A 20,832-nucleotide genomic window follows, 5' to 3' on the forward strand; every position below is an offset into this window, starting at 1 on the left:
ATGGTCCTGTGGGCCATGACCCTGGTCATGCGGCGCCGACTCGCCCGCCTCACAACCCACCCGATCCCGAAATGATCAGTTCATACACAGGCACTAAGTGCGGGGCGCACTATTGGGGCGAAATTTGCGCTTCCGCGTGACAGCAAGTCTCGAAGGTAACAATGGCAATCTGATTTGCTTCCGAACTCGGCGTCGTCGTCCGTGGCGCTAGCGGCGGGGCTTGACGCGACGATAAGAATCACTAGTTGTGATGTCCAGGGAGGTTGTACCGGGTTGGAACGGTGAGCCTGTGTGACTGGTGAAGGCCTCCGGCGGTGAAGTGGAGCTGTCGAATTCACCGCTTCACCGATCCGGAGGCCTTCGTGTCCCACGCTAACGCAGCGTTGACCCCGCGTGCTCGTCTACGACTGGCCCAGCTCGTCGTCGACCGCGGCTGGAGCTATACCGCAGCAGCGAAAATGTTCATGGTCTCCCCGCGAACCGCCAGGAAATGGTCCGACCGCTACCGCGGCGAGGGTCCTGCCGGGATGGCCGACCGCAGCTCGCGTCCGGTGACCAGCCCGGCCAAGACCCCGCCACACGCGGTACGCCGGATCGTGCGGCTTCGGTGGCGTCACCGGCTCGGACCGATCCAGATCGCCGGCCTGCTGGCGATGCCGGCCTCGACCGTGCACGCGGTGCTGACCCGGTGCCGGATCAACCGTTTGTCGCGCATCGACAGGGTCACCGGCGAACCGCTGCGCCGCTACGAACACCCCCATCCCGGGTCGCTGATCCATGTCGACGTCATCAAGTTCGCCAACATCCCCGACGGCGGCGGGCACAAGTTCCTCGACCGCCGCGCCAGCAAGTCCAACGCCCGCGCCACCGCCCACCGAACCGGCAAGCGCGGCAACAACTACCGGCCCGCCATCGGCACCGCATACGTGCACACCGTCATCGACGACCACTCCCGCCTCGCCTACGCCGAGATCCACTCCGACGAGAAGGCCGCCACCGCGATCGGTGTGCTGCAGCGGGCCGTGGCATGGCTGGCCGACCACGGCGTCGCCACCGAACGGGTGTTGTCGGACAACGGCTCGGCCTACAAATCACATGCCTGGCGCGATGCCTGCACCGAACTGGGCATCACCCACAAACGCACCCGCCCCTACCGGCCACAAACCAACGGAAAGATCGAACGCTTCCACCGCACCATGGCCGAGGGCTGGGCTTACGCCCGGCTGTATGAATCCACCGAACAACGCAACACAACCCTGCCCGCATGGCTCCACTTCTACAATCACTGTGAGTCTTCGGGTGGCTGGTCTGGGACTGGCCGACCAGGGTAGGCGGCGGTCGCCCGGCTCGAAGACGTGACTCATACAATTACTGGCCCTACGCAGGTGTCCTTCGGTTGGACTTGTCCGTTGCGGAGTCGGAGCGGCCGACGCCGTCTTGGCCCACTTCGGTTTCCTGATCAGGAGATTGCCCGACCTGCGGATCGTGGCCCGTCACAGTGCTGAACCGGAGTGACCTCTTCCCAGAACGGCGTCGGCCGCCCGCGGCCGGACCGCTGTTGCTGCAAGGAAGGTAGCCGACCGCCGTGACCATCGTCGCGCACAATCACCCCTACGTCATCGGCGTGGACACCCACGCACGCAACCACGTTCTCGCGATCGTGGCTGCTACCGGGCAGCCCATCGACTCGGCCGAGTTCCCCACGACCAAATCGGGCATGGCCCGCGCGATCGCATGGGCCGCGCGACGCACCGGCGGGAACCTTGCTGCCCTATGGGTCGTCGAGGGCGTGGCGACATACGGCGCCCAACTCGCCGGCGCCATAACCGCGTCCGGTTACCAGGTCGTCGAAGCGCCGCAAATGAACGCCCGTGCCCACCGCGGAGTCGGGAAGTCCGATCCGCTCGATGCCCGCCGCATCGCCGAAGCCGCACTGCCGCTCGAGGAAACCCAGCTGCGTCACCCACGCTCCGACGAGGGCGAACGAGCCGCGCTGCGCGTCCTGGTGACAGCCCGAGACCACATGACCGGTGAACGCACCGCGACCGTCAACGCACTGACAGCGCTGATGCGTGCGATCGACCTCGGCATCGACGCCCGTCGCCCACTGCGCAGCAAGCAGATACTCGAGATCTCCCGCTGGCGCCCCCGACAAGAGCCACTGGCCCAGGCAACCGCTCGAGCCGAGGCCACGCGCCTGGCCAACCGCGTCGTGGCACTCGACGACGAACTCACTACCAACCAAAAAACAATCGCCACCCTCCTACGCGCCACCCCAGCCGCCGGCCTGCTCGAGAAGACCGGAATCGGACCCGTTACCGCGGCCGCCTGCCTGATCGCCTGGTCACACCACGGCAGGATTCGTTCCGAAGCTGCGTTCGCCTGCCTGGCCGGGGTCAACCCGATCCCCGCCTCGTCGGGCAACACCGTCCGTCATCGCCTCAACCGCGGTGGAGACCGGAGGTTGAACCGTGCCCTCCACATGGCCACGATCACCCGCATGATCCACGACCCCACCACGCGCGAATACGTCGAACGCAGACGCGCCGAAGGCCGAACCACCAAAGAGATCCGACGCTGCCTCAAGCGCTACCTCGCCCGCCAGATCTACCGCCACCTCAACGCCACCAGCGGCAAACCTATTTCGGCTTGACAAACATAGGAGAGTCCACCGAGCCCACTCCGCCCTCGGAGGTCGGCCACCGGTCACCCGGCTGACCAACCTCCCTGGACATCACAACTAGCCGCGGGCGCGGCCGCAGTGCGGCGGCTCTTCCTGTGTGCGGCGGGGACGGCAGCTGACTCTTGATCAGCGCGCCCGACTGAGGCCGCGTTTCTACGTCTCTGGAACGGGCACGAGCGAGTCGGCCCAAACGCTGAACAGTACCGGCCGGGACTGTCCTCGAGCACAGATTCCACGAGCGCAGGACAGGTTCCACGAGCGCGTGGCCCTCGTCGTCGAGTTCCAGAACCCGAACACGGAAACCCCATTCGCGACCAAGAGCACCCTGTCAACCGACCTCAACCATGACCGCGAGCCTATCCCGCCAGGCCGATGTACGTGACATGATCGAAACGTGTTCCCATGGGTCCGGCTAAGGTGTGGTTGACTCGCGTCCCGGTTCAGTTAATAACCAGAGAGTGCGCGGCGGGTTGGCGAGTTGATCGTCGACGCGCCCTCCCGGGAACCGCAGGACTTGCGCGGCTGCGCCTCCTGGAGGGTAGGCATATGTCCGGACTCGGCCGGGTCCGTGGCGCGCGACCGGCGGGTGGGCGTAGAGGGCGGGATGTGGTCGAGTGCACTTTGTTCAAGCTACTTCTGCTTCATCTAGCTACTGTATGGCCTGCCTTTCGGTGATCGTCTACTCGGTCGACACCATGGATGTCGAAGGGGTGGTTGTATGACAAGAGCTCGGTGTGGCCATGGGAGATCGGTGGCGGCCGCCGAAATGAGTTTTTCCGCAGCGGGCGCTTTCACCGCAGTCAAGGTCGCTGATGCAGTCGCGATCATAGGGACTTCCCCCGTCCCGGATGTATTGGTGACTGGGGAAGCTGAGCGGATGCGTGATTCGGGAAGGATGCACGCTCATCGGCCGACGGTGATCGTCGGTTCGTCGACTGATCGGATCATGTCGCGTTGACCGGTTGTGACCTTTGCCTGTATCGGTCGGCGGCTCCTGGGCCTGGCGTGAGTTTTGAGCAGCAGATGCTGGCGGGAATCGAGCGGCGCGAAGACTGCGACGGCTTGGACAATCGGATGCTGCGGCGCACGCTGCGCGCTACGGCTGCGGTCAGTCTCTCGGAGGTCGAATGGATACGCCGGATGCGGTCTGCCGGGACCGTCCTGCAGCCCCGGGTCAGCGTCGTCGACGGTTATGTCGTCGGCTACATCGCCCAATGGCGTGATTCCCACAGCGCGCGCCTCGGTCCGGCGATCATCGACCTCGAGGTCGGCGCAGGCCTGAGCCTGCCCGAACTGCGGGACGGGTGGGAATCTGATCCACACGCGGCGGCGGACGCGCAGACCGAGTGGAAACTTCCGCGTTCGCTTGGGCCGTCGGTCAGGGAAACGGTGCTGTGGGGCGACACCGAGTTGTGGGCATACGCCCTGGCTGAAGTCCAGGGTTTCAACGAAACGCTGACAGAGGTTCCCAGCAGCGAGCGCAAGGCATGGGGGTGGGCGGCGAGCCGGATCGCCGGGGTGCTGGCGCTGTGGTCGTGGCGGATCGAACCGGACGCGCGAGGACCGTTCGCCGTCGCCGCGCACGAAATTGGGAGGTCCGCCCTCGCGGCCGGAAGCCGGACGCGCCCGTACATCTTCCGGTGGCCCGCGCCGGATCTGGAACAGACAGCGTTCGTCCTTGCGCAGCTGTGCAGGGAGGCGCACGATCCATCCACCGAATCGGATTTGGTCGGCGCGTTGATTACCAGTATCGCGGCAATAATCAAGGCGCATCGCGAACGCGGGGAAATGGCGCGAGCGTCGAGCATCTACGTCACCGCCGTGGATCCTCTCAAGCGGATGGAACACGACATCCGCACCACAGTTCCGACCTCGGTGATCGGCTGCCAACTGCGGCTCGGGCTCGCGCCATCAACATCTCAGCCGAGTTAGCGCCGACCTAGCTACAGGATTCGCGGCTCGCCATGTCGTTGCGGCCCGGTCCGGACCTTGTTGACACCGGGTCGTTTCGGGTCCGCCTCTGGTGCACGGTGTCGTTGTTCCTGGCGATCTGGGCGTGGTTGTCACCGACCGTGACGATCGGACCGTTGTATTTGGCAGATAATGACACACTTACGCTGTATCAGTTGGGGCATTCCCGGCTGCCGCATGCAGTAGGGAAGGGTGCGTCGATGCCGGTGTTGATGAGGCTGTTTCTCGTATCACCGACAAAGTGGTCGCGGAAATGCAGGAATGGGCCAGCCGGCCGCTGGATGAGATCTACGTGGCCATCTTCATCGATGCGATCGTTGTGAAGGTGCGCGACGGGCAGGTCGCCAACCGGCCGATCTACGCCGCGATCGGAGTCAGCGTCACTGGTGAGAAGGACATCCTGGGGTTGTGGGCCGGCACCGGTGGTGAAGGCGCGAAGTTCTGGCTCAGCGTGCTCACCGACATCCGCAACCGCGGGGTCAGGGACGTTTTCTTCCTGGTCTGCGACGGCTTGAAGGGGCTGCCGGAGGTGGTGGGGAACGTGTGGCCGCTGGCCACGGTCCAGACCTGCATCATCCATTTGATCCGCAACACCTTCCGGCTGGCCAGACGCCAGCACTGGGACGCGCTGCGCCGCGATGTGAAACCGATCTACACCGCCGTCAACGCCACCGCGGCACGAGCAGCGCTGGACGAGCTCACCGAGCGGTGGGGCTCCAAGTACGGTGCAATAGTGTGTCTTTGGGAGAACTCATGGGAGGAGTTCATCCCGTTCCTCGACTACGACATCGAGATCCGACGTGTCATCTGCAGCACCAACGCCATCGAATCCTTGAACGCCCGCTACCGACGCGCGATCAAAGCCCGAGGCCACTTCCCGGTTGAACCTAAGCAGCACTGAAGTGACTGTATCTGGTCACCCGATCACTCGACCCGACCGGCGCCGGTCGGGCACGATGGACCATGCGCTGGAAACCCGCGGTCAACGCCTTCGCGATCACCTTCGCCGACCGCTGGCCCAACGCCCAAACCTACTGATGGAGATCGCCGCAAACACCGTTAGCGAGATAGACCCGAAAGCCGCCCTGCGTTATTTGATGGTGTTGAGGAGATGGGACAAGGTGGCCCGATCTGGTCCATCCAGGGGGAGTAGTGGCGCGCGCGGATGACCGGCGGGTGCGCCGAGTAGATCCAGGCCGGCTTTGACCGTGGTCGGGAGCCCGCCGGCGACGATGAACTCGAGAAGCGGTTGAAGCGAATCGTAAATCTGCTGAGCGCGGTCGACTTGCCCGGCCTTCATCGCCGCGTACAGGTCCAGGCAAGGTTGCGGGCGCAAGCATGGTGCCGCGGTGCACCACCCCGCTGCCTCGGCTTGCAACGCCTTCAGGATCAGCGGGTTGCTTCCGTTGAAGAAGGGGAGCGCGCCGCCGGTTAATTCCTTGATGCGGTTCATGCGGGTGATGTCCCCGGTCGACTCCTTGACCATTGTGACGTTATCGATCGTTTCGAACAGCTCGACCAACAGTTCGGGACGCATGTCGATACCACTCGTCGCAGGGTTGTTGTACACCATGATCGGAATGTCGATCGCGTCGCTGATGGCTCGATAGTGAGCCTTGATCTCGCGGTCCGACAGTGGCCAGTATGAGACAGGCAATATCATTACGGACTCGGCACCAGCCCACTGTGCATATTCGGCTCGACGGATTGTGTTGGCTGTAGTCAGGTCGGACGCGCCCACGACGACGGGTACCCGCTTGGCCACTGCCGCGACAGTGGTGTCGACGACTGCACTCCATTCTAGTTCGTTCAGGTAGGCGGATTCGCCAGTGCTGCCCAAAGGCGCAATCGCGTGGATCCCGTCATCGACGAGTCGGCTTACCAGAGAGTGAAGTCGTGCGGTGTCGACCCGTTGATCGGCGTCAAAGGGGGTCACAGGATAGGCGATGATGCCTGCCAGGGAGCTGGTCATTTGATAGTTCTCCGTTTCGGGGGGCTGGGTCAGCTGTCGAGGGCGTCATGGTGGCGCGCCAGCACCCGACGCGCGTAGTACGCGAAGTTCGCTGCGCTCCGGCGCGGGGTCAGCGTCCAATCGTGTGCTTCGCGGGCGAGGCGATCGGGTAAAGGCCGGATCTCCCCGGCGCTCATCGCGAGTAATTGAAGCTTGGCGGCGCGTTCGATGAGGACGGCAAGGGAGCATGCTTCTTCGATGCTTGCCCCGGCCACCACATGGCCGTGGTGCGCAAGGAGCGCAGCCTTCTTGCTCCCCAAAGCTGCGGTGATGATCTCGCCTTCTTCGTTGCCGACGGGTATTCCCGGCCAGTCGGGAAGAAATGCGCAGTCGTCGTAGAGCGGAGCGATGTCCATCTGCGATACGACGAGCGGAACCTCCAGCATCGACAACGCGGCGACGTGCAACGGGTGGGTGTGCACGATGCAGTGCACATCGGGACGCGCACGATAGATCCAGCTGTGAAATCGGTTGGCAGGATTAGCCATACCACTGCCGTGGAGCACGTTCAGATCTTCGTCGACAAGAAGCAGGTTGCCTGCCGTGATCTCATCGAAACCCAGCCCGAGACGTTGAGTGTAGTACGTGCCAGGTTCCTCCGCTCGTGCGGTGATCTGCCCCGCGAGACCGGAGTCGTGGCCTGCGTCGAACAAGGCACGGCAAGTCAGAGCGATCTTCTCGCGGGTGTTCCACTCCGAGTCGCCGAAGTTTTTCTTCATCTGGTTCTCGGCGCGCTGCATGAGTTCGGACTTCGACTCCTTCAGAGTCGTCATTGTTTCACTCCGTTCTTGCTTAAACGACAGGTCGCCTTTGATGCGGCGACGCGGGACACATGAGGTACGATAGGACACAAAGTGTCATACGGCAACAGTCGGTTGGCGAAGGATTGCAGGTATCTTGAGGCGTTGCGAGTCGGTGTAGATATGTGCGGGTAGGGATTATGTTCGAGGTGGTTGAATGACGACGCTTCTGCAAGCGGTCCGCAAGCAACGTGGTCTGACATTGGACGATCTCGCGGAGCTCACCGGTCTCACGAAGAGCTATCTGTCGAAGATCGAGCGAGGCCGAAGCGTTCCGTCGATCGCGGTGGCGCTGAAGGTTTCGCAAGCGCTGGATGTCGACGTCAGCTTGCTGTTCTCGAACCAGTCGGTGAAGAACCGGGTGGTGTTCTCCCGTGCGGATGACGCTGCTGACCAACACGATGCGCGATACCGGGCGATTGCTTCCGGAATGTTGGGTAAAACCATGTCGCCGTTCCTCGTGCGTCCGGCGTTCGAATTCGAAGCGGCATATCATGATCATCCGGGACAGGAATTCGTCTTCGTCCATGCCGGTGTAATCGAACTTGATCTCGATGGTCAGCGCGAGCGTCTCGGTGTGGGTGATGCCAGTTACTTCGACGCTACCATTGCACACAGGATCAAGTCCGTGGGTGACGATCTTGCTGCGGTAGTCGTGGTTGTAGAAAATGTTCCCGGTCGTGAACCTGACCATCAACCGCAGTCGTGATTTGAGTAATCTTTTGGCGATTGTCAAGCCGTTGGGGGCCGGATCGACAAGTTCGATTGTAGTGATCAACGCAGTGGCGGGCGCAGTGCGCGAGTTTCGGGTAGTGTTGCGAGGCAGTTGCTGGAGATCGCCTCCATTACGGCCCTGAGGCGCCGGCTGAACTGGAAAAGTCCCGACGAAGCGAGTCTTGATCGACGCCGGTAGTCTACAACCCAGGGGTATGGCCAATCAGCTATTGCTCTATCCGTCGATGAGCGGCTTCGAGATGAAGCTGCAGTGCAAGCCACTGCGAACGTTCGGTTAGGGAAGCCGACCGTCGAAGCGAGGCGGTCAGCGCCGAGAGGTATGTCGAAATGGCCACTGTGCCAATGTAAGACGGCGGTGCCCATGCGGCCGCGGGTAGAGCGATGTCCGGCGTCGGTCGATGATACCGGAGCAAAGTCGACCTCGTAGCGACCTGTCGAGTGAACATCGGCTCAGAGTGGCTGTGGAATCAACTGGGCACCGGGCATATTCCTAGAGTCGGCGGACGTTGATCATGCAGGCTGCGGTGAGGTCGATTTTGACGCCTAGGAATGGGTGACGTATGGCGCCAGGGACTCCGACCGGGTCGACAAGAACGATCAGCAAATCGGAACTCGCTGTTACGGCTGTCTCGCAGTCGCCGATCCCCAAAGAGTGTCCCATATCCGTAGCGGCACAGGATTGGCTCCAAGACGCCAAGATCTTCGAATCAGACGTGCCCGAGGAGTGTCGCGAAGCGTCGGCTTGTATGGACATATCGGTTGTCAGCGGGCCTGGCCTTGGCGCTGTCGCTCACTAGCAGGACGCATCCGATCGCACCTGAGCGCCGATGAACGACATCGGGCAGCCCGGAGGTGAAGGAGCGCGGCCCGGTGGCAGTGTGAACGTCCACGGGCTCCGAGTCGGAGCCCGTCAACGAACAGCGCGCATCGTGTCGGCGGTCAGACCATCCAAGCGACCCGATATATCGTGTGGTCGATACCATAACTCCCGAGCTAGTCGAACGATGCCAGCAAAGTATCAACCTCGGCCTGCGCGGGCCCCTTCGAGCGCGCGTTCGGTCGCGGGCCCGTGGCATAGGCCACGAGCAGGAGAATCTCGTCAGAGCGAGGCGAGTCGGCAACCTGGACCGGCATGGTATCCATTGCGTCGAGGTCCCAGCCCTCATCCAGCGGGCCAAAAAGAACATCGATAGTGGCGCCCGGACTGGCGACCTTCGCATTGCCAGGAATCAGGACCTTGCCGCGCCGCACGGTGGCCCTCATCGCCATCCCGAGACGCGGGTGAATCATCGCGGCACCATGTTCCAGGTCGCCAGCGGTCCCAACCAACACGGCTTTCCCATACGCGCGGAGACTTGCGGGGGCGCCGACCCTCTCGAGGACTCGACGCGTCAGGATCTCGCCCAGAGCCACTGAGAGATCTATCAGTGCAGTCAGATCGGCGGATGCTCCTTGCCTAACAAGCGGATTCTGTACTACGGCGCCGGCAATGGAGCGACGCAGTGGCGGGGTTATCTCAACACCGTATTCCCGTTGCACCTCCTCGTCGAAGTCGACGAACTTCCGGATACCAAGATCCTGCGACATTTGACCTCCTACAAGTAATTCGGGATTTATCGCCGAATTCCTGTGAGCCTAACGCCAGAAGCGGTTCTGGTGACTGACCACTTTTGCAGTGGTCGTTGCAAAAATGATCAGAAGCTCAGAAGCCCGTAGTAGACGGACAAGCAGCCCATAAGCTGTCCTCGGTGAATGCGTCTACTCGGTATGGAGTCCTGTTTGGCCCGGTGAAGGCCTGGGAGGGGGCGCTCAAGATATGGCAGGACGCAAGCGGCATTCCGCGGAAGGCATCATGCGGAAACTGCGCCGTGCCGACGAGTTGGCCGCAGCCGGTAAGAACCGGTTGAGGAGGTCGCCGCCGAGATCGGGGTGTCGACCGGAGCACTTTGCAACTGGCGCCGGCCAGTACGGCGGAGTGGACAGCGATGCGGTCAAGGAACTCGAGGAGCTGCGCGAACAGCACGCCAGGCGGAAGCGGCTGCTGGCCGAGGCGAGCTGGGAGGAACGCGTTGGGAGAGATCGCCGAGGGAAGGTTGTGAGCCGCAGGCCAAGCATCGCGTTGTAGATATGATGGGCGAGCTCAGGTGCATGTCGGAACGGTTCGTGCGCAAAGTCGCCGGGCTTTATCGATCGACATATCGGCGGTCGCCGATCAAGGATGACCCGACCGATCCGGAGGCAGGTCTGTGGGGCCCGGAAAACGGGCACGAGACGATTTCTTACGCTCTCCAACGGTTTTGCGCCCAACGAGCAGGCATTTCTATATTCTGCCGGGTAAACGGGTGCATCGAAGCGTTCAACCGTCGGCTATGGACCGAGTGCTTCAACCGCAACCACTGGACCAGCCTGCTGGAAGCCCACATCGTGATCGCCGACTACAAGACCGAACATAACCAGCGCCATCGCCATTCCGCGCCGGGCTACCTGATACCGGGCGAGTACGCTGCGGCCTGCACCCACACCCACCGATGGCTTGCTAGAGCGATCGGACGCGGAATGAATGAATACACCCGACTCCAACTCCGCGTGGTCTCGCATTTGAAAATCACTTACATGAGCCAATGTGCGCAGAAAGACCTGGCAGGGTCCCTCAGAGCGATCTGTCCACAGCGTTCGAGCGGGACCTATGAATCTTGCCTGACGTTCAGTGCGCGTTGTCTGCCGGAGTCTTCTGGAGACCCATGTTATGAATGTCATGTAATCCAAAGTGTCGAGCCAACGTAACTGCAAGAAAACGAGACGTGATCTCCATCCGAGGCACCCGCCACAGTTCGGCATGTATCGAGAGCCAGAATCGACGTTCCGCGCTGACAGCCTGCGGAAGCACGACACACAACTGCGGATCGTCTGATGCGAGGTAGTCCGGAAACATGCCGATGCCCATACCGTGACGTACCGCTTCGAGTTGCACCATAGGGCTCGTGCTCCTGAAGACGACGGCCCGCGATCCAACGGTCTCTCTGAACCAGCGAAGCTCCGGAAGCTCGACCAGATCTTCAACGTAGTCGACGAAGTGGTGCGCATCGAGGTCCTCAAGCGTCGACGGAGTACCGACGCGTTCGAGGTAGCTGCGAGCGGCGAACAAATGAATCGGGCACGCAGCCAGGTGACGTGTTGTAATGCGCGGGCCGGTGAGCTTTGCTGGCCCGACGGAGATATCGGCCTCTCTTAGATTGATGTTGGCCGCTTGCATCATACTGTTGATTTCGATGCCGATCTCTGGGTACTGGCGGTGAAACCCCACGAAGGCAGGCGCCAGCACATGCGTCGCCAGCCCCTCGATTGCCGCGATCCTGACTGGCCCCGCTAGCCGGTCGGTCGCTTTGGAGGACCTGAAGATCTCGTCAGCCGCTTGCTCCATCATCATGGCGCGACTCAGCAGCTCGTCGCCTGCCAAAGTTAAAGTGAACCCAGAGGAGTCTCGTTCGAACAGCTTGATGTCCAGTGACCGTTCGAGCTTAGCGATTTGGCGCAAAACGGTCGTGTGGGAAACCCCGAGTCGACGTGCTGCACGCGCAAGTGTGCGTTTGCGTGCCAGTTCGAGGAAGAACTGAAGACTGTCCCACGGAAATATGTCGGAAACTGGTTCGCTCTGGTCACCGGCGGCACGGTGATCTTGTTGCCGCTGAGGCATGGCGGATCATACCTTTCTACCTTCGGCCGACCTTGCCGAGGGCATGAGCATCGAGGATGGAAGCGAGTCCGCTTGTGGCAACGTATCGACAGTAGCGTTTGTATCTTCGTACTCTGCGATGGGCTGCTCGGCGGTGCTGAAGGGCGTGATGGAAGGGTCTGATCGTTTGCGCACAGGGATGTGCACAATATGTGCTTGTCCTAGGTCACACAACGGGTTGACTATGAAGCCCTCAATCATGCTGGCAGATTTAGCTGGCAGGCCGCCCAAGTACAACGTAGTCCTTGAGGAGAAACCCCGTGACGACTGATACGCCATCGAAGAAAAGAACATACGAGCGGTTGGAGCTGCGCCGAGTTGTGAAGGCTTCGATGGCGGGCACGATAGTCGAATGGTATGAGTTCTTCCTTTATGCTGCTGCCGCCACGCTCGTGTTCAACAAAATCTTTTTTCCACCGTCGGAAGACCCGTTCGAAAACATCATCAAAGCGTTCCTCACTTATGCCGTCGGATTCGTTTCCCGGCCTGTCGGAGGTGTGATCTTCGGACATTTTGGTGACAAGTACGGCCGTAAGAAACTCCTCCAGGTCGCAATCATTCTCGTCGGTTCGACAACTTTTCTGATGGGCTGCCTCCCGACCTATGGGAAGGTAGGGCTAATCGCGCCGATTCTACTCGTCGTGCTACGTTTCCTGCAAGGAATCGCTGTCGGTGGCGAGTGGGGCGGGGCCATCTTGCTAGCGGCGGAACACTCGCCACGAAAAGAACGGGGGTTCTGGTCGAGCTGGCCGCAAGCGGCACTGCCGATAGGCGCACTGATGGCCACCGGTGTCCTGCTCGTCCTCTCCTGGGCTCTGGATGACCACGCCTTTCTGTCGTGGGGGTGGCGCGTGGGGTTCTGGCTCTCGGTGATCATCGTTGCGATCGGCTACTACATACGCACCAAGATCACCGACGCAGCAATCTTTCAGGAAGCAAAGGCGGAAGTCGAGACGGAAGCCGCTGGGAAACCGGTGTCGAGTCTTGCTGAGGTATTGCGCCACTATCCGGGTCGTGTAGTTACAGCAATGGGCCTACGATTCTCGGAGAACATCCTTTACTACGTTGCGGTCACCTTCTCGATCACCTACCTGAGCACCCATATGCACAAGAACACCTCGATCATCCTCTTGCTGATTCTGGGCGCACATGCCGTCCACGCTGCAAGCCTCCCCGCATTCGGGCGATTGTCAGACCGGGTCGGCCGAAAGCCTATCTTCGTTCTTGGAGTCGTGCTCACGGCAGTCTGGGGTTTCGTTGCCTTCCCCGCCTTCAACACTGGCAGTGACGGCTTGGTCCTGCTCGCGATCACCAGCGGGTTGATCATTCATGCGCTCATGTACGCGACCGAGCCGGCCCTGATGGCAGAGATGTTCCCGACTCGGGTCCGCTACACAGGAGTCTCCCTGGGTTATCAGGTCACGTCGATCTTTGCTGGCTCGATGGCACCCATTATCGGTACCCTGCTATTGAGTCGCTTCGGATCCTGGGTCCCAATCGCAATCTATATCTCCGCTGGCGCGGTGGTCACTGGTGTCGCAACAGTTTTCCTGCATGAGACGCGCGGTATCTCGCTTTATGAACTCGATCAAGCAGACCGCGCGCGTCGCGCTGCGGGGTCGGATGTACCGGAGGGTCCGAACGGTGCCGAGCCCATCAGCGTGCGCTGACGTGGCCCACCTAACTCAAATTTTTTTCCAGCACACCGAAGAAGTAAGGATGTAAAATACATGACGATTGTTACCCCCATGGCTGCGACTATTTCTCACTGGTTGGGTAATAAAACCTTCACGGGCACGAGTGGGAACACCGCACCTGTGACAAATCCGGCGACAGGTGCCATCACCGGTCGGGTGGCGCTGGCGAGCGCAGAGGACGCGCGGACGGTGATCGACTCCGCAGCTGAGGCATTCCCGGGTTGGCGTGACACCTCTCTCGCAAAGCGCACCACGGTCCTTTTCAAGTTCCGTGAGCTGCTCAACGATCGCAAACAGGAGTTGGCGGCGATTATCACCGCCGAGCACGGCAAGGTCCTTTCCGATGCTCTCGGTGAAGTGTCGCGGGGTCAGGAGGTCGTCGAATTCGCCTGCGGCATCGCGCACCTGCTTAAGGGTGGCATGACGGAGAACGCCTCGACAAATATAGATGTCGCCTCTATTCGCCAGCCCCTCGGCCCGGTTGCCGTTATCTCTCCGTTCAATTTCCCCGCCATGGTGCCGATGTGGTTCTTCCCGATCGCTATTGCGGCGGGTAATACCGTCGTGCTGAAACCAAGTGAGAAGGACCCTACCGCCGCCGTCTGGATCGCAGAATTGTGGGCCGAGGCTGGTCTGCCTGCTGGCGTGTTCAACGTGCTCCAGGGCGACAAGACAGCTGTCGATGAACTACTGATCAACCCAACGATCAAAGCTATTTCATTCGTCGGGTCCACTCCGATCGCGCGTTACGTGTACCAGACCGGCACCGCGCATGGCAAACGCGTCCAGGCATTGGGCGGTGCGAAGAACCACGCAATCGTCCTACCGGATGCCGATCTGAATGCGGCCGCTGACGCTATGGTCAACGCGGGCTACGGATCCGCCGGTGAACGCTGTATGGCCATCAGCGTCCTGGTAGCGGTAGGGGACATCGCTGACAATCTCGTCGCCAAGATCGCAGATCGTACGAAGAGCCTGCGAATCGGTGACGGTACTAAGAACAGTGACATGGGTCCTCTGGTGACCTGGCAGCACCGCGACAAGGTCGTCTCGTACATCGATGCTGGCGAGGCTGATGGGGCTACCGTGGTCGTGGACGGGAGGCGAGTGCAGGCCGACGGCAGTGCGGGAGGATTCTGGCTTGGCCCCACTCTGCTCGACCATGTTCGCACCGACATGAGCGTGTACACCGATGAGGTCTTCGGCCCTGTTCTATCGGTGGTGCGCGTCGACTCCTACGATGAAGCGCTGGAACTGGTCAACGCTGGGCCGTACGGGAACGGGACAGCAATCTTCACCGGCGACGGTGGCGTAGCGCGTCGATTCCAGAACGAGGTACAGGTCGGGATGGTGGGAATCAATGTGCCGATTCCGGTGCCCACTGCGTACTACTCGTTCGGCGGATGGAAGCACTCGCTGTTCGGCGACATTCACGCCCACGGCACAGATGGCGTGCACTTCTTCACCCGCGGGAAGGTAGTCACGAGTCGCTGGCTCGACCGCAGCCACGGTGGAATCAACCTGGGGTTCCCTCAGAGCGGCTAGAAACGACCGAATCGCCCGACCGCTCCCCACTATCCCACTTATTGGCTGGTGAGCATCTGGCTGGACCGGGGCCGCGGTACATCCCTTGGCGGGGTGGCCGATGCGGGGTGCGGCGGGCGAGGTTGTATGCCGCGGCGAGCAGGCTGAAGTCGGCGGCGATCCGGGCTCGCGCAGGACGCGGGTGCGGCGGCGCCGATGAGTATTTGCCGAAGGTCGAGACCGGGCCGGAGCCGGGCTGATATGGCGCACCGCCGTATCGCGGTGATGGGGTTCACCGGAGGCGAACGCACCATCCGGCCGGTGGTTGCGGAGGTTAGACAGAGGCTGTGGGAGGGCCAGCGGCGGTGTTTAGGCCGTGGATCACCCAGTCGGACCTGTGGCTGGAGTGGGCTTAGGGTGCTGGCCTAATGATCGATGCCCGCCGAACTCGGTTTTCGTGTGTTTGATCGGCATGGTCGAGGTTCACCGCTGAAGTCTCCGGTCTCAAATGCCACCGAAGAAGCAATCGCCTGCTCGCTTGCGCACCGGTGTCGGTCGTCCGGTCCTGGTGTTGTCTATGCACCGTGGCGTTCGGCTGCCACCAGGAGTACCTCTGCGGCGTCGCGTGCCCTACGCGCGGTCTGGGGATCGTTATGCATGGCGGCAGTGACCATCGCGCCGTTGGCAAGTATGAGCAGCTGGTCGGCCAATGCCTCCGGAACCGAGCAGTCGGCGATGAGATCGGCCAGATAGTCGCGGATCGCGAGTTTGTGCCGTCTGGCGATCCGGCTGACGTCCTCAGATGCACCGCCCATCTCCCCGACTGTGTTGATGAACAGACAGCCCCGGAAACCAGCTTCAGCGAACCACTCGAACAAAAAGTCGAACACGGCCAGCACGCGCTCCCGAGGCGTATGCGCATGGGCATCGACAAATCGCACTATCGCCGCACGCACCTCGCAGTCACGCTGCTCCAGTACGGCACGAACCAAATCTGCCTTCGAAGGAAATTGCCGATAGAGACGCTTCAGCGGTACATCGGCAGCATCGCGGATGGCGTCCATGCCTACCGACTGTATACCACTGCTGTTGAACAAACGCTCGGCGGCAGTGAGCACTCGTACGGCATCCGAGTCATCCTGCACAGCGGACTCCCTTGCATTGAGAACCATCGTTCTCTTATACTAGCAACCCGTGGAGAACGATCGTTCTCCACGATATGTCACTGAGCAGTTCCCGTCCGGAATCGCAGGACGACATCCGTCGGCCAGTCGGTGGCGGACATGACACAAAAGGAGAAGACCATGACCCACGAAGTTGCGGCCAAGACCGCGGTGCTGGTGCTGAGCGACCCCGAAGGCGGCGACGAAGCTCTCGGCCGCGTGTTCAATGCGCTCGCGGCTGCTTACGACTTCGATCGGGCCGGCAACGAGGTCCGTGTGCAGTTCCACGGTGCGGGCACTCGCTGGCCTGAACTGCTCAGTGCGCCCGACCATCCCGCATACGAGGTCTATCAAGCGGTACGCCATACGGTCGCCGGTGCCTCTTGCGGATGCGCCGATGTATTCGGGAGCAGTGAGGGCGTTCGGGACAGTGGTATCGAATTGATCAAGGATAATCCGCTGCCGGGCACCTCCGGCCTTGCCAGCCTTCGCGCCCTCGTGGACGACGGATACCGCATCCTGTCGTTCTGACCATGGAGCACTTCTTCGCCTTGACGTTCGGGCCGGATGAGCAGGCGCATCAACGTCGGCAAGGTTCATACGGCCGCTACGAACACGCGCTTTCCGCCGCGGCTGTGCCCAATGGCATGGGTGCGGCGGAGGCCGACTTTCTCACCGGTCGCGACAGCTTCTATCTCGCCTCGACGGGACGCAACGGCTGGCCCTATGTTCAGCACCGCGGCGGGCCGACAGGGTTCATCAAGGTGCTCGGCCCCACCAGGTTGGCGTGGGCTGAGCGCACCGGAAATCGGCAATACATCACAGCCGGTCATCTCGACAGCGACGACCGTATCGCGATGATCGCGATGGACTATCCAAATCGTAAGCGGCTTAAAATCTTGGGACATGCACAGTTCGACTGCAATCCGGACCCTGAAATGCTCGACCGCGAAGGCATCGACGGGAAACTGGAGGGGATCATAATTGTCGAAGTCGTCGCCTTCGACTGGAATTGCCCGAAACTCATCACTCCACGGTTCACCGCGGATGAAGTACGCGTTTTCACCGAGCCGCTTCGACAACGCATTCACCAGTTGGAGGTGCAGCTGGCCGCAGATCAAGGCAGGCGGAGTTCGCGATAGTGATGATCTTTGCGCCTTTGCGGCGCGAACCAGATGCGGAATCGGTTGAAGCTGTCGGTCGCCGAACGCCTTGACTTCACCGCCGCGCTGCGGAGGCGGGTGAGTCAGTGGTGAGGGCGAAATCAGCGCAGGATTGGGGCGAATGAAGGGTCGGTATCCCTTGCGGTGTATTCAATTCTCGGCTCATCAGTAGCTCGAATTCCGGTATTCTTTATTCTGGTTACTGCTCCATCGTGGAGCGTTAATCTAGAATCTTATGCAATTTCGCGTACGGTAGACCGAAACGTCGGATCGAGCAGTGGCTATCAACGTGGAGGAGAGAGCAAGCCGTGACTTCGTGGCGGGAGAAGGCTGGCGGTCACGGCTTCGGTCGGATGATCGAACTCAGTGTCGAAGCGGTGGTGAACACGGTTGGGCAGAGAGCTGGGTGTGCACCGTTGACCTGGGAACTATATACGGCCGACGAGACGAGCGGGCTCGCGGTTACCGGCATCGCCTCCGGTCGGGACTATAACGATTCCCAAGTTACCGCGATTGTCCAGGCGTGGGCAGATCTGCTCGGATTGATCCGCGTCGTGCCGCCGACCACCAGCGGGACTATCGAGTACAGAGGAGTGGTCGACGGCATCGAGGTCGAGGTTTGGGGTATAACCGACAAACAGTTCTTCGAACTCATCTCCCAACTTGAGATTCCCGAATGACCAGGCCGCCGACCATGGTCGACATGCAAAACATGTATGTCGATTCGGCCCGCAATGATGTGGCGCAGCCGGTGAGTGGAGCCTTGTTCTTGCTGGACCACTGTCGGTTATCGCACGGATATCGGAATCGGTGGGGTAGGAGGAGGGGAGCAGTTGGGCTGGACCGGTTCCGAGGCATAGAAAGGTTGTTCGGCAGCGGCTAGTTTGGTGTCGGTGGGCTGAAGGGTCATGCCCGCTCCCGCTCGTCGAGTTCGGTGATCCGGCCGCGAACGCCTTTTCAAGTGCTGTGGGAGGGGACGCGATGAGCCGGTGGCTGGCGGTCTTGATGGCCAGCAGCAGGATCCCGCTTCGATGCACGCTCGGCGGCATAGTCGCGCGCACGGGTAGCCCCGTGCTTGTCAAGGAGTATGTCAACGTCGGCCGAATTCAAAGGCAGCACGCTCGTGGTGAGATGAGCATAGAGACGTTGGTCGGCCTGCCAACCCAGCGTATCCAGAAACGGCTTGTCGATCGAGCCATCGGCCCGATCGGTCGGTTGCACGCCGCGAACAGTGGTCGGTCGCGGCTTCACGGGAAGCATAGTGAGCGACTGAAGCGGGAGCGGTTTTCGATAGCGAGCCGACGGGATCGGAGGGAACGAAATGACGGCCAGCGGCGCGTAGCGCGCCGCCGGGCGTGTCCGAGGCGGCGACGGACATCGCGATAACTGCACTCGTCGCCGTAACCTTCCGTAGACGAGGATCCCGAGAGTGCCGCCGCGCGGGGGTGCGGCGGTGATAATGAGCTGAACCGACACGCTCTGCGCATTGAGGTCGCGATCGCGGGATGCCGGTAATACAAAGTCGCGGGGTGACGAATTCGTGCTCGGTGCGGTTGAGCCACGACGAGTAGTGACGCCAACTCGACGGCGTTGCCCGCGCATTACGTGTGAGCCTCGGTGCGTGTATGGAACGAGTAGTTGTCGCAGATCGGATGCAGGTTCTGGCTCGGCCATCTCCCCGCGAGGATTTCAGGGTAGGCCAGGAACTTGGTCCACCGTTTCCCTGGTCTCGGAGCCGGTAGCCCAACTGGCCCGAGTACATGTCCAGGGCGCCGAAAATGTGCCGTTCAGCGGCTCGAACTCGTCTTAGGGATCGAGGATCCCGCCATCTTGGCCCGAAGATCCGGTCGCCCGCGGCCTTTCACGCCTGCGTGGCGTCTCACGACACCTCGCCGACGTTCAGGGCTTCCGCACAGTTTCGCGGTTGACATCGGCAATCGCGTTGTCCTCGGCTTCCACTGGCCTCGACAAGCTCCATGTGGTGCACAGCCATTCCAAATTTCGCGGCAGCACCGAGCGATCTGACAGATCCGATCGCGTGTCGCTTGATCGGTCTTCGCTGATCGGCCCCCGCTCCATTTTAGGTCCAGTGCGTCGAAATTTTTTGTTGAAATCGTGAATCACTTGCCGCACATACGATTCCCGACACCGCATCCGCTTCGCGATCAACCCGACCGGCTGATGCCGCGCCGGCGCCATCACCACCACCACCGCCCGGCGCACGCGTACTGGCTGCTCACTGCGCCGGGCGATCTGGGCCAGCTTGCGGCTTTCCTTCGGGGGTCGCCGCTCTGACGAACGATCAGGCTTCCGGGCCACCGGCACGACCTGACCGGCAGCATCACTGCTCACTCGTCAGCGATCAACCCGCCACCCCGACCACGGATACAGCATCAACCTTCCCGGAGACGGCACCAACACGCGTGTTAGGCATTATGGAGTGTGACGGGAATCAGACATGCCGACCAGCATCGAGCAACCGGAAGCGTGCCACGCGCCCAGGTATATCGGTGACGATCGTCATACCCTGCCGCAGTTCTCTACTGATTGGCCTTCTTATATTGTTCCAGCACTTCGGCAGAAATCCGCCCGCGGCTCGATATCTCGATGCCCATCTTGCGTGCCCACTCGCGGATCGTGGCAGTTTGGTCTCTGGCGGTCGCAGACTTGCGCTGACTGTCGTGCGCTCGTCGTATCCGGCTGACCTTGCGGGCGTGCGGGGTCCACTGTGCGAACACGCCGCGGAGACTGTCGGCGTTAGGTACCGACAGATCTATTTGATAGGCGATGCCGTCGAGCGCGAAGTTGACAGTTTCTTCGGCGAGAGACCGACCGTCGTAATCGTCGACCATCTCAACAACAACCTTGCGGGCCATGCAGCGGTATCCTTTCATCTGAGCTTGAAAATAACGAACATACCTGTTATAGCCTAGTTGTACGCTGACTGATAGTGCTGAACCCTTCAGACTATGAACTGTGCAGTCTTGCGGCTGTGTCGGCTATCGTTCGTCATGACGCATCCAGTGTGAACTGCCGCAGCAGCGATCGACAACGGTTTGCGTCAGAAGCTAACTCCACCAGGAATCGTTTGGAAACCTCGGATGTCAATCTGCTCCCGTAGACCTGTTTTAGACCATGTCTTGGGTTGTAGGTTTCGTGTTGGTCAGCTTCTTGAAGTTCGTGAGGTAGCGGCGAGGGTCGCGACGGCACATAAGTGGCTGGCCGTGCATTCGTGCCGGATGCTGAGCCGGTGAGCTAGGAGGATGGGTCGGCCGCGCAGCGAGGTGCCAGAGTGTGCTGGTCCTTTTCCGCGCGGCCTCCCGCCGAACCGGACTTGACAGTTTCCCGATCA

General features: G+C 61.2%; 17 protein-coding genes and 2 pseudogenes. 11 read left to right on the forward strand and 8 right to left on the reverse strand.

Annotated elements, in window-relative coordinates:
- Positions 1-362: 362 nt before the first annotated feature.
- The 4 genes and pseudogenes from ABZW96_RS35810 to ABZW96_RS35825 form a co-directional block, all read left to right on the forward strand.
- Positions 363-1,286: pseudogene (locus tag ABZW96_RS35810) on the forward strand (IS481 family transposase); the annotation flags it as partial.
- A 299-nt stretch (positions 1,287-1,585) separates the two neighbouring features.
- Complete coding sequence (locus tag ABZW96_RS35815) at positions 1,586-2,653, forward strand: IS110 family transposase (RefSeq protein WP_355081111.1); 1,068 nt, start codon at positions 1,586-1,588, stop codon at positions 2,651-2,653.
- A 1,035-nt stretch (positions 2,654-3,688) separates the two neighbouring features.
- Entirely contained in the window at positions 3,689-4,615 is a 927-nt protein-coding gene (locus tag ABZW96_RS35820) for a hypothetical protein (RefSeq protein WP_355081113.1), read from the forward strand.
- A gap of 259 nt (positions 4,616-4,874) precedes the next feature.
- A pseudogene (locus ABZW96_RS35825) lies at positions 4,875-5,692 on the forward strand (IS256 family transposase); the annotation flags it as partial.
- A gap of 52 nt (positions 5,693-5,744) precedes the next feature.
- Here the strand turns inward: ABZW96_RS35825 and ABZW96_RS35830 are convergent.
- On the reverse strand, positions 5,745-6,626 hold the full coding sequence (locus ABZW96_RS35830; protein WP_355081115.1) for a dihydrodipicolinate synthase family protein: 882 nt from the start codon (positions 6,624-6,626) through the stop codon (positions 5,745-5,747).
- Between the two features lie 29 nt (positions 6,627-6,655).
- Positions 6,656-7,438: an aldolase gene (locus tag ABZW96_RS35835; RefSeq protein ID WP_355081117.1), complete on the reverse strand. Its 783-nt coding sequence runs from the start codon at positions 7,436-7,438 to the stop codon at positions 6,656-6,658.
- 184 nt (positions 7,439-7,622) lie between these two features.
- Here ABZW96_RS35835 and ABZW96_RS35840 point away from each other — a divergent pair, with 184 nt between their 5' ends.
- Complete coding sequence (locus ABZW96_RS35840; protein WP_355081119.1) at positions 7,623-8,174, forward strand: XRE family transcriptional regulator; 552 nt, start codon at positions 7,623-7,625, stop codon at positions 8,172-8,174.
- A gap of 1,019 nt (positions 8,175-9,193) precedes the next feature.
- Here the strand turns inward: ABZW96_RS35840 and ABZW96_RS35845 are convergent.
- Positions 9,194-9,787 carry an amino acid synthesis family protein gene (locus ABZW96_RS35845; RefSeq protein ID WP_355081121.1) on the reverse strand — a complete coding sequence of 198 codons (594 nt, stop codon included), beginning with the start codon at positions 9,785-9,787 and terminating at the stop codon, positions 9,194-9,196.
- Between the two features lie 561 nt (positions 9,788-10,348).
- On the opposite strand from ABZW96_RS35845, the gene ABZW96_RS35850 reads away from it, so the two are divergent.
- On the forward strand, positions 10,349-10,984 hold the full coding sequence (locus ABZW96_RS35850) for an integrase core domain-containing protein (RefSeq protein WP_355081139.1): 636 nt from the start codon (positions 10,349-10,351) through the stop codon (positions 10,982-10,984).
- On the opposite strand, the gene ABZW96_RS35855 is transcribed toward ABZW96_RS35850, so the two are convergent.
- Entirely contained in the window at positions 10,905-11,894 is a 990-nt protein-coding gene (locus tag ABZW96_RS35855) for a LysR family transcriptional regulator (protein ID WP_355081123.1), read from the reverse strand. The two genes, ABZW96_RS35850 and ABZW96_RS35855, sit on opposite strands and share 80 nt — an antisense overlap.
- Before the next feature lie 371 nt (positions 11,895-12,265).
- Here ABZW96_RS35855 and ABZW96_RS35860 point away from each other — a divergent pair, with 371 nt between their 5' ends.
- Together ABZW96_RS35860 and ABZW96_RS35865 are read left to right on the forward strand one after the other, a co-directional pair.
- Positions 12,266-13,603, forward strand: a complete 1,338-nt coding sequence (locus tag ABZW96_RS35860) for an MFS transporter (RefSeq protein ID WP_355081141.1) — start codon at positions 12,266-12,268, stop codon at positions 13,601-13,603.
- A 78-nt stretch (positions 13,604-13,681) separates the two neighbouring features.
- Complete coding sequence (locus ABZW96_RS35865) at positions 13,682-15,175, forward strand: CoA-acylating methylmalonate-semialdehyde dehydrogenase (RefSeq protein ID WP_355081143.1); 1,494 nt, start codon at positions 13,682-13,684, stop codon at positions 15,173-15,175.
- Positions 15,176-15,729: 554 nt separating this feature from the next.
- Here the strand turns inward: ABZW96_RS35865 and ABZW96_RS35870 are convergent.
- A complete protein-coding gene (locus ABZW96_RS35870) occupies positions 15,730-16,326 on the reverse strand; it encodes a TetR/AcrR family transcriptional regulator (protein ID WP_355081125.1) in 597 nt (198 codons plus the stop codon).
- Between the two features lie 132 nt (positions 16,327-16,458).
- On the opposite strand from ABZW96_RS35870, the gene ABZW96_RS35875 reads away from it, so the two are divergent.
- From ABZW96_RS35875 to ABZW96_RS35885, 3 genes are all read left to right on the forward strand, one after another.
- Positions 16,459-16,848 (forward strand): DsrE family protein, encoded by a 390-nt coding sequence (locus tag ABZW96_RS35875; protein WP_355081127.1) that lies wholly within the window; start codon positions 16,459-16,461, stop codon positions 16,846-16,848.
- Positions 16,849-16,850: 2 nt separating this feature from the next.
- Positions 16,851-17,459, forward strand: a complete 609-nt coding sequence (locus ABZW96_RS35880; RefSeq protein ID WP_355081129.1) for a pyridoxamine 5'-phosphate oxidase family protein — start codon at positions 16,851-16,853, stop codon at positions 17,457-17,459.
- A gap of 329 nt (positions 17,460-17,788) precedes the next feature.
- Positions 17,789-18,160 (forward strand): hypothetical protein, encoded by a 372-nt coding sequence (locus ABZW96_RS35885; RefSeq protein ID WP_355081131.1) that lies wholly within the window; start codon positions 17,789-17,791, stop codon positions 18,158-18,160.
- A 277-nt stretch (positions 18,161-18,437) separates the two neighbouring features.
- On the opposite strand, the gene ABZW96_RS35890 is transcribed toward ABZW96_RS35885, so the two are convergent.
- The 3 genes from ABZW96_RS35890 to ABZW96_RS35900 all read right to left on the reverse strand — a co-directional run bounded on the left by ABZW96_RS35890 (position 18,438) and on the right by ABZW96_RS35900 (position 20,356).
- Positions 18,438-18,701, reverse strand: coding sequence for a hypothetical protein (locus tag ABZW96_RS35890; RefSeq protein WP_355081133.1), 264 nt, complete (start codon positions 18,699-18,701; stop codon positions 18,438-18,440).
- A 678-nt stretch (positions 18,702-19,379) separates the two neighbouring features.
- Positions 19,380-19,832 (reverse strand): helix-turn-helix domain-containing protein, encoded by a 453-nt coding sequence (locus tag ABZW96_RS35895; protein WP_355081135.1) that lies wholly within the window; start codon positions 19,830-19,832, stop codon positions 19,380-19,382.
- Between the two features lie 188 nt (positions 19,833-20,020).
- Entirely contained in the window at positions 20,021-20,356 is a 336-nt protein-coding gene (locus ABZW96_RS35900) for an Lsr2 family protein (RefSeq protein WP_355081137.1), read from the reverse strand.
- Positions 20,357-20,832: the final 476 nt, after the last annotated feature.

The sequence above is a fragment of the Nocardia sp. NPDC004168 genome, assembly GCF_040610355.1.
Classification (GTDB): domain Bacteria; phylum Actinomycetota; class Actinomycetes; order Mycobacteriales; family Mycobacteriaceae; genus Nocardia; species Nocardia sichangensis.

What these genes read in the sequence shown, in the direction of transcription:
- ABZW96_RS35850 (WP_355081139.1), top strand. Translation starts at nt 10,349, where the DNA reads ATGTCGGAACGGTTCGTGCGCAAAGTCGCCGGGCTTTATCGATCGACA.
- ABZW96_RS35830 (WP_355081115.1), bottom strand. Translation starts at nt 6,626, where the DNA reads ATGACCAGCTCCCTGGCAGGCATCATCGCCTATCCTGTGACCCCCTTT.
- ABZW96_RS35900 (WP_355081137.1), bottom strand. Translation starts at nt 20,356, where the DNA reads ATGGCCCGCAAGGTTGTTGTTGAGATGGTCGACGATTACGACGGTCGG.
- ABZW96_RS35855 (WP_355081123.1), bottom strand. Translation starts at nt 11,894, where the DNA reads ATGCCTCAGCGGCAACAAGATCACCGTGCCGCCGGTGACCAGAGCGAA.
- ABZW96_RS35845 (WP_355081121.1), bottom strand. Translation starts at nt 9,787, where the DNA reads ATGTCGCAGGATCTTGGTATCCGGAAGTTCGTCGACTTCGACGAGGAG.
- ABZW96_RS35865 (WP_355081143.1), top strand. Translation starts at nt 13,682, where the DNA reads ATGGCTGCGACTATTTCTCACTGGTTGGGTAATAAAACCTTCACGGGC.
- ABZW96_RS35840 (WP_355081119.1), top strand. Translation starts at nt 7,623, where the DNA reads ATGACGACGCTTCTGCAAGCGGTCCGCAAGCAACGTGGTCTGACATTG.
- ABZW96_RS35870 (WP_355081125.1), bottom strand. Translation starts at nt 16,326, where the DNA reads ATGGTTCTCAATGCAAGGGAGTCCGCTGTGCAGGATGACTCGGATGCC.
- ABZW96_RS35880 (WP_355081129.1), top strand. Translation starts at nt 16,851, where the DNA reads ATGGAGCACTTCTTCGCCTTGACGTTCGGGCCGGATGAGCAGGCGCAT.
- ABZW96_RS35860 (WP_355081141.1), top strand. Translation starts at nt 12,266, where the DNA reads ATGGCGGGCACGATAGTCGAATGGTATGAGTTCTTCCTTTATGCTGCT.
- ABZW96_RS35875 (WP_355081127.1), top strand. Translation starts at nt 16,459, where the DNA reads ATGACCCACGAAGTTGCGGCCAAGACCGCGGTGCTGGTGCTGAGCGAC.
- ABZW96_RS35835 (WP_355081117.1), bottom strand. Translation starts at nt 7,438, where the DNA reads ATGACGACTCTGAAGGAGTCGAAGTCCGAACTCATGCAGCGCGCCGAG.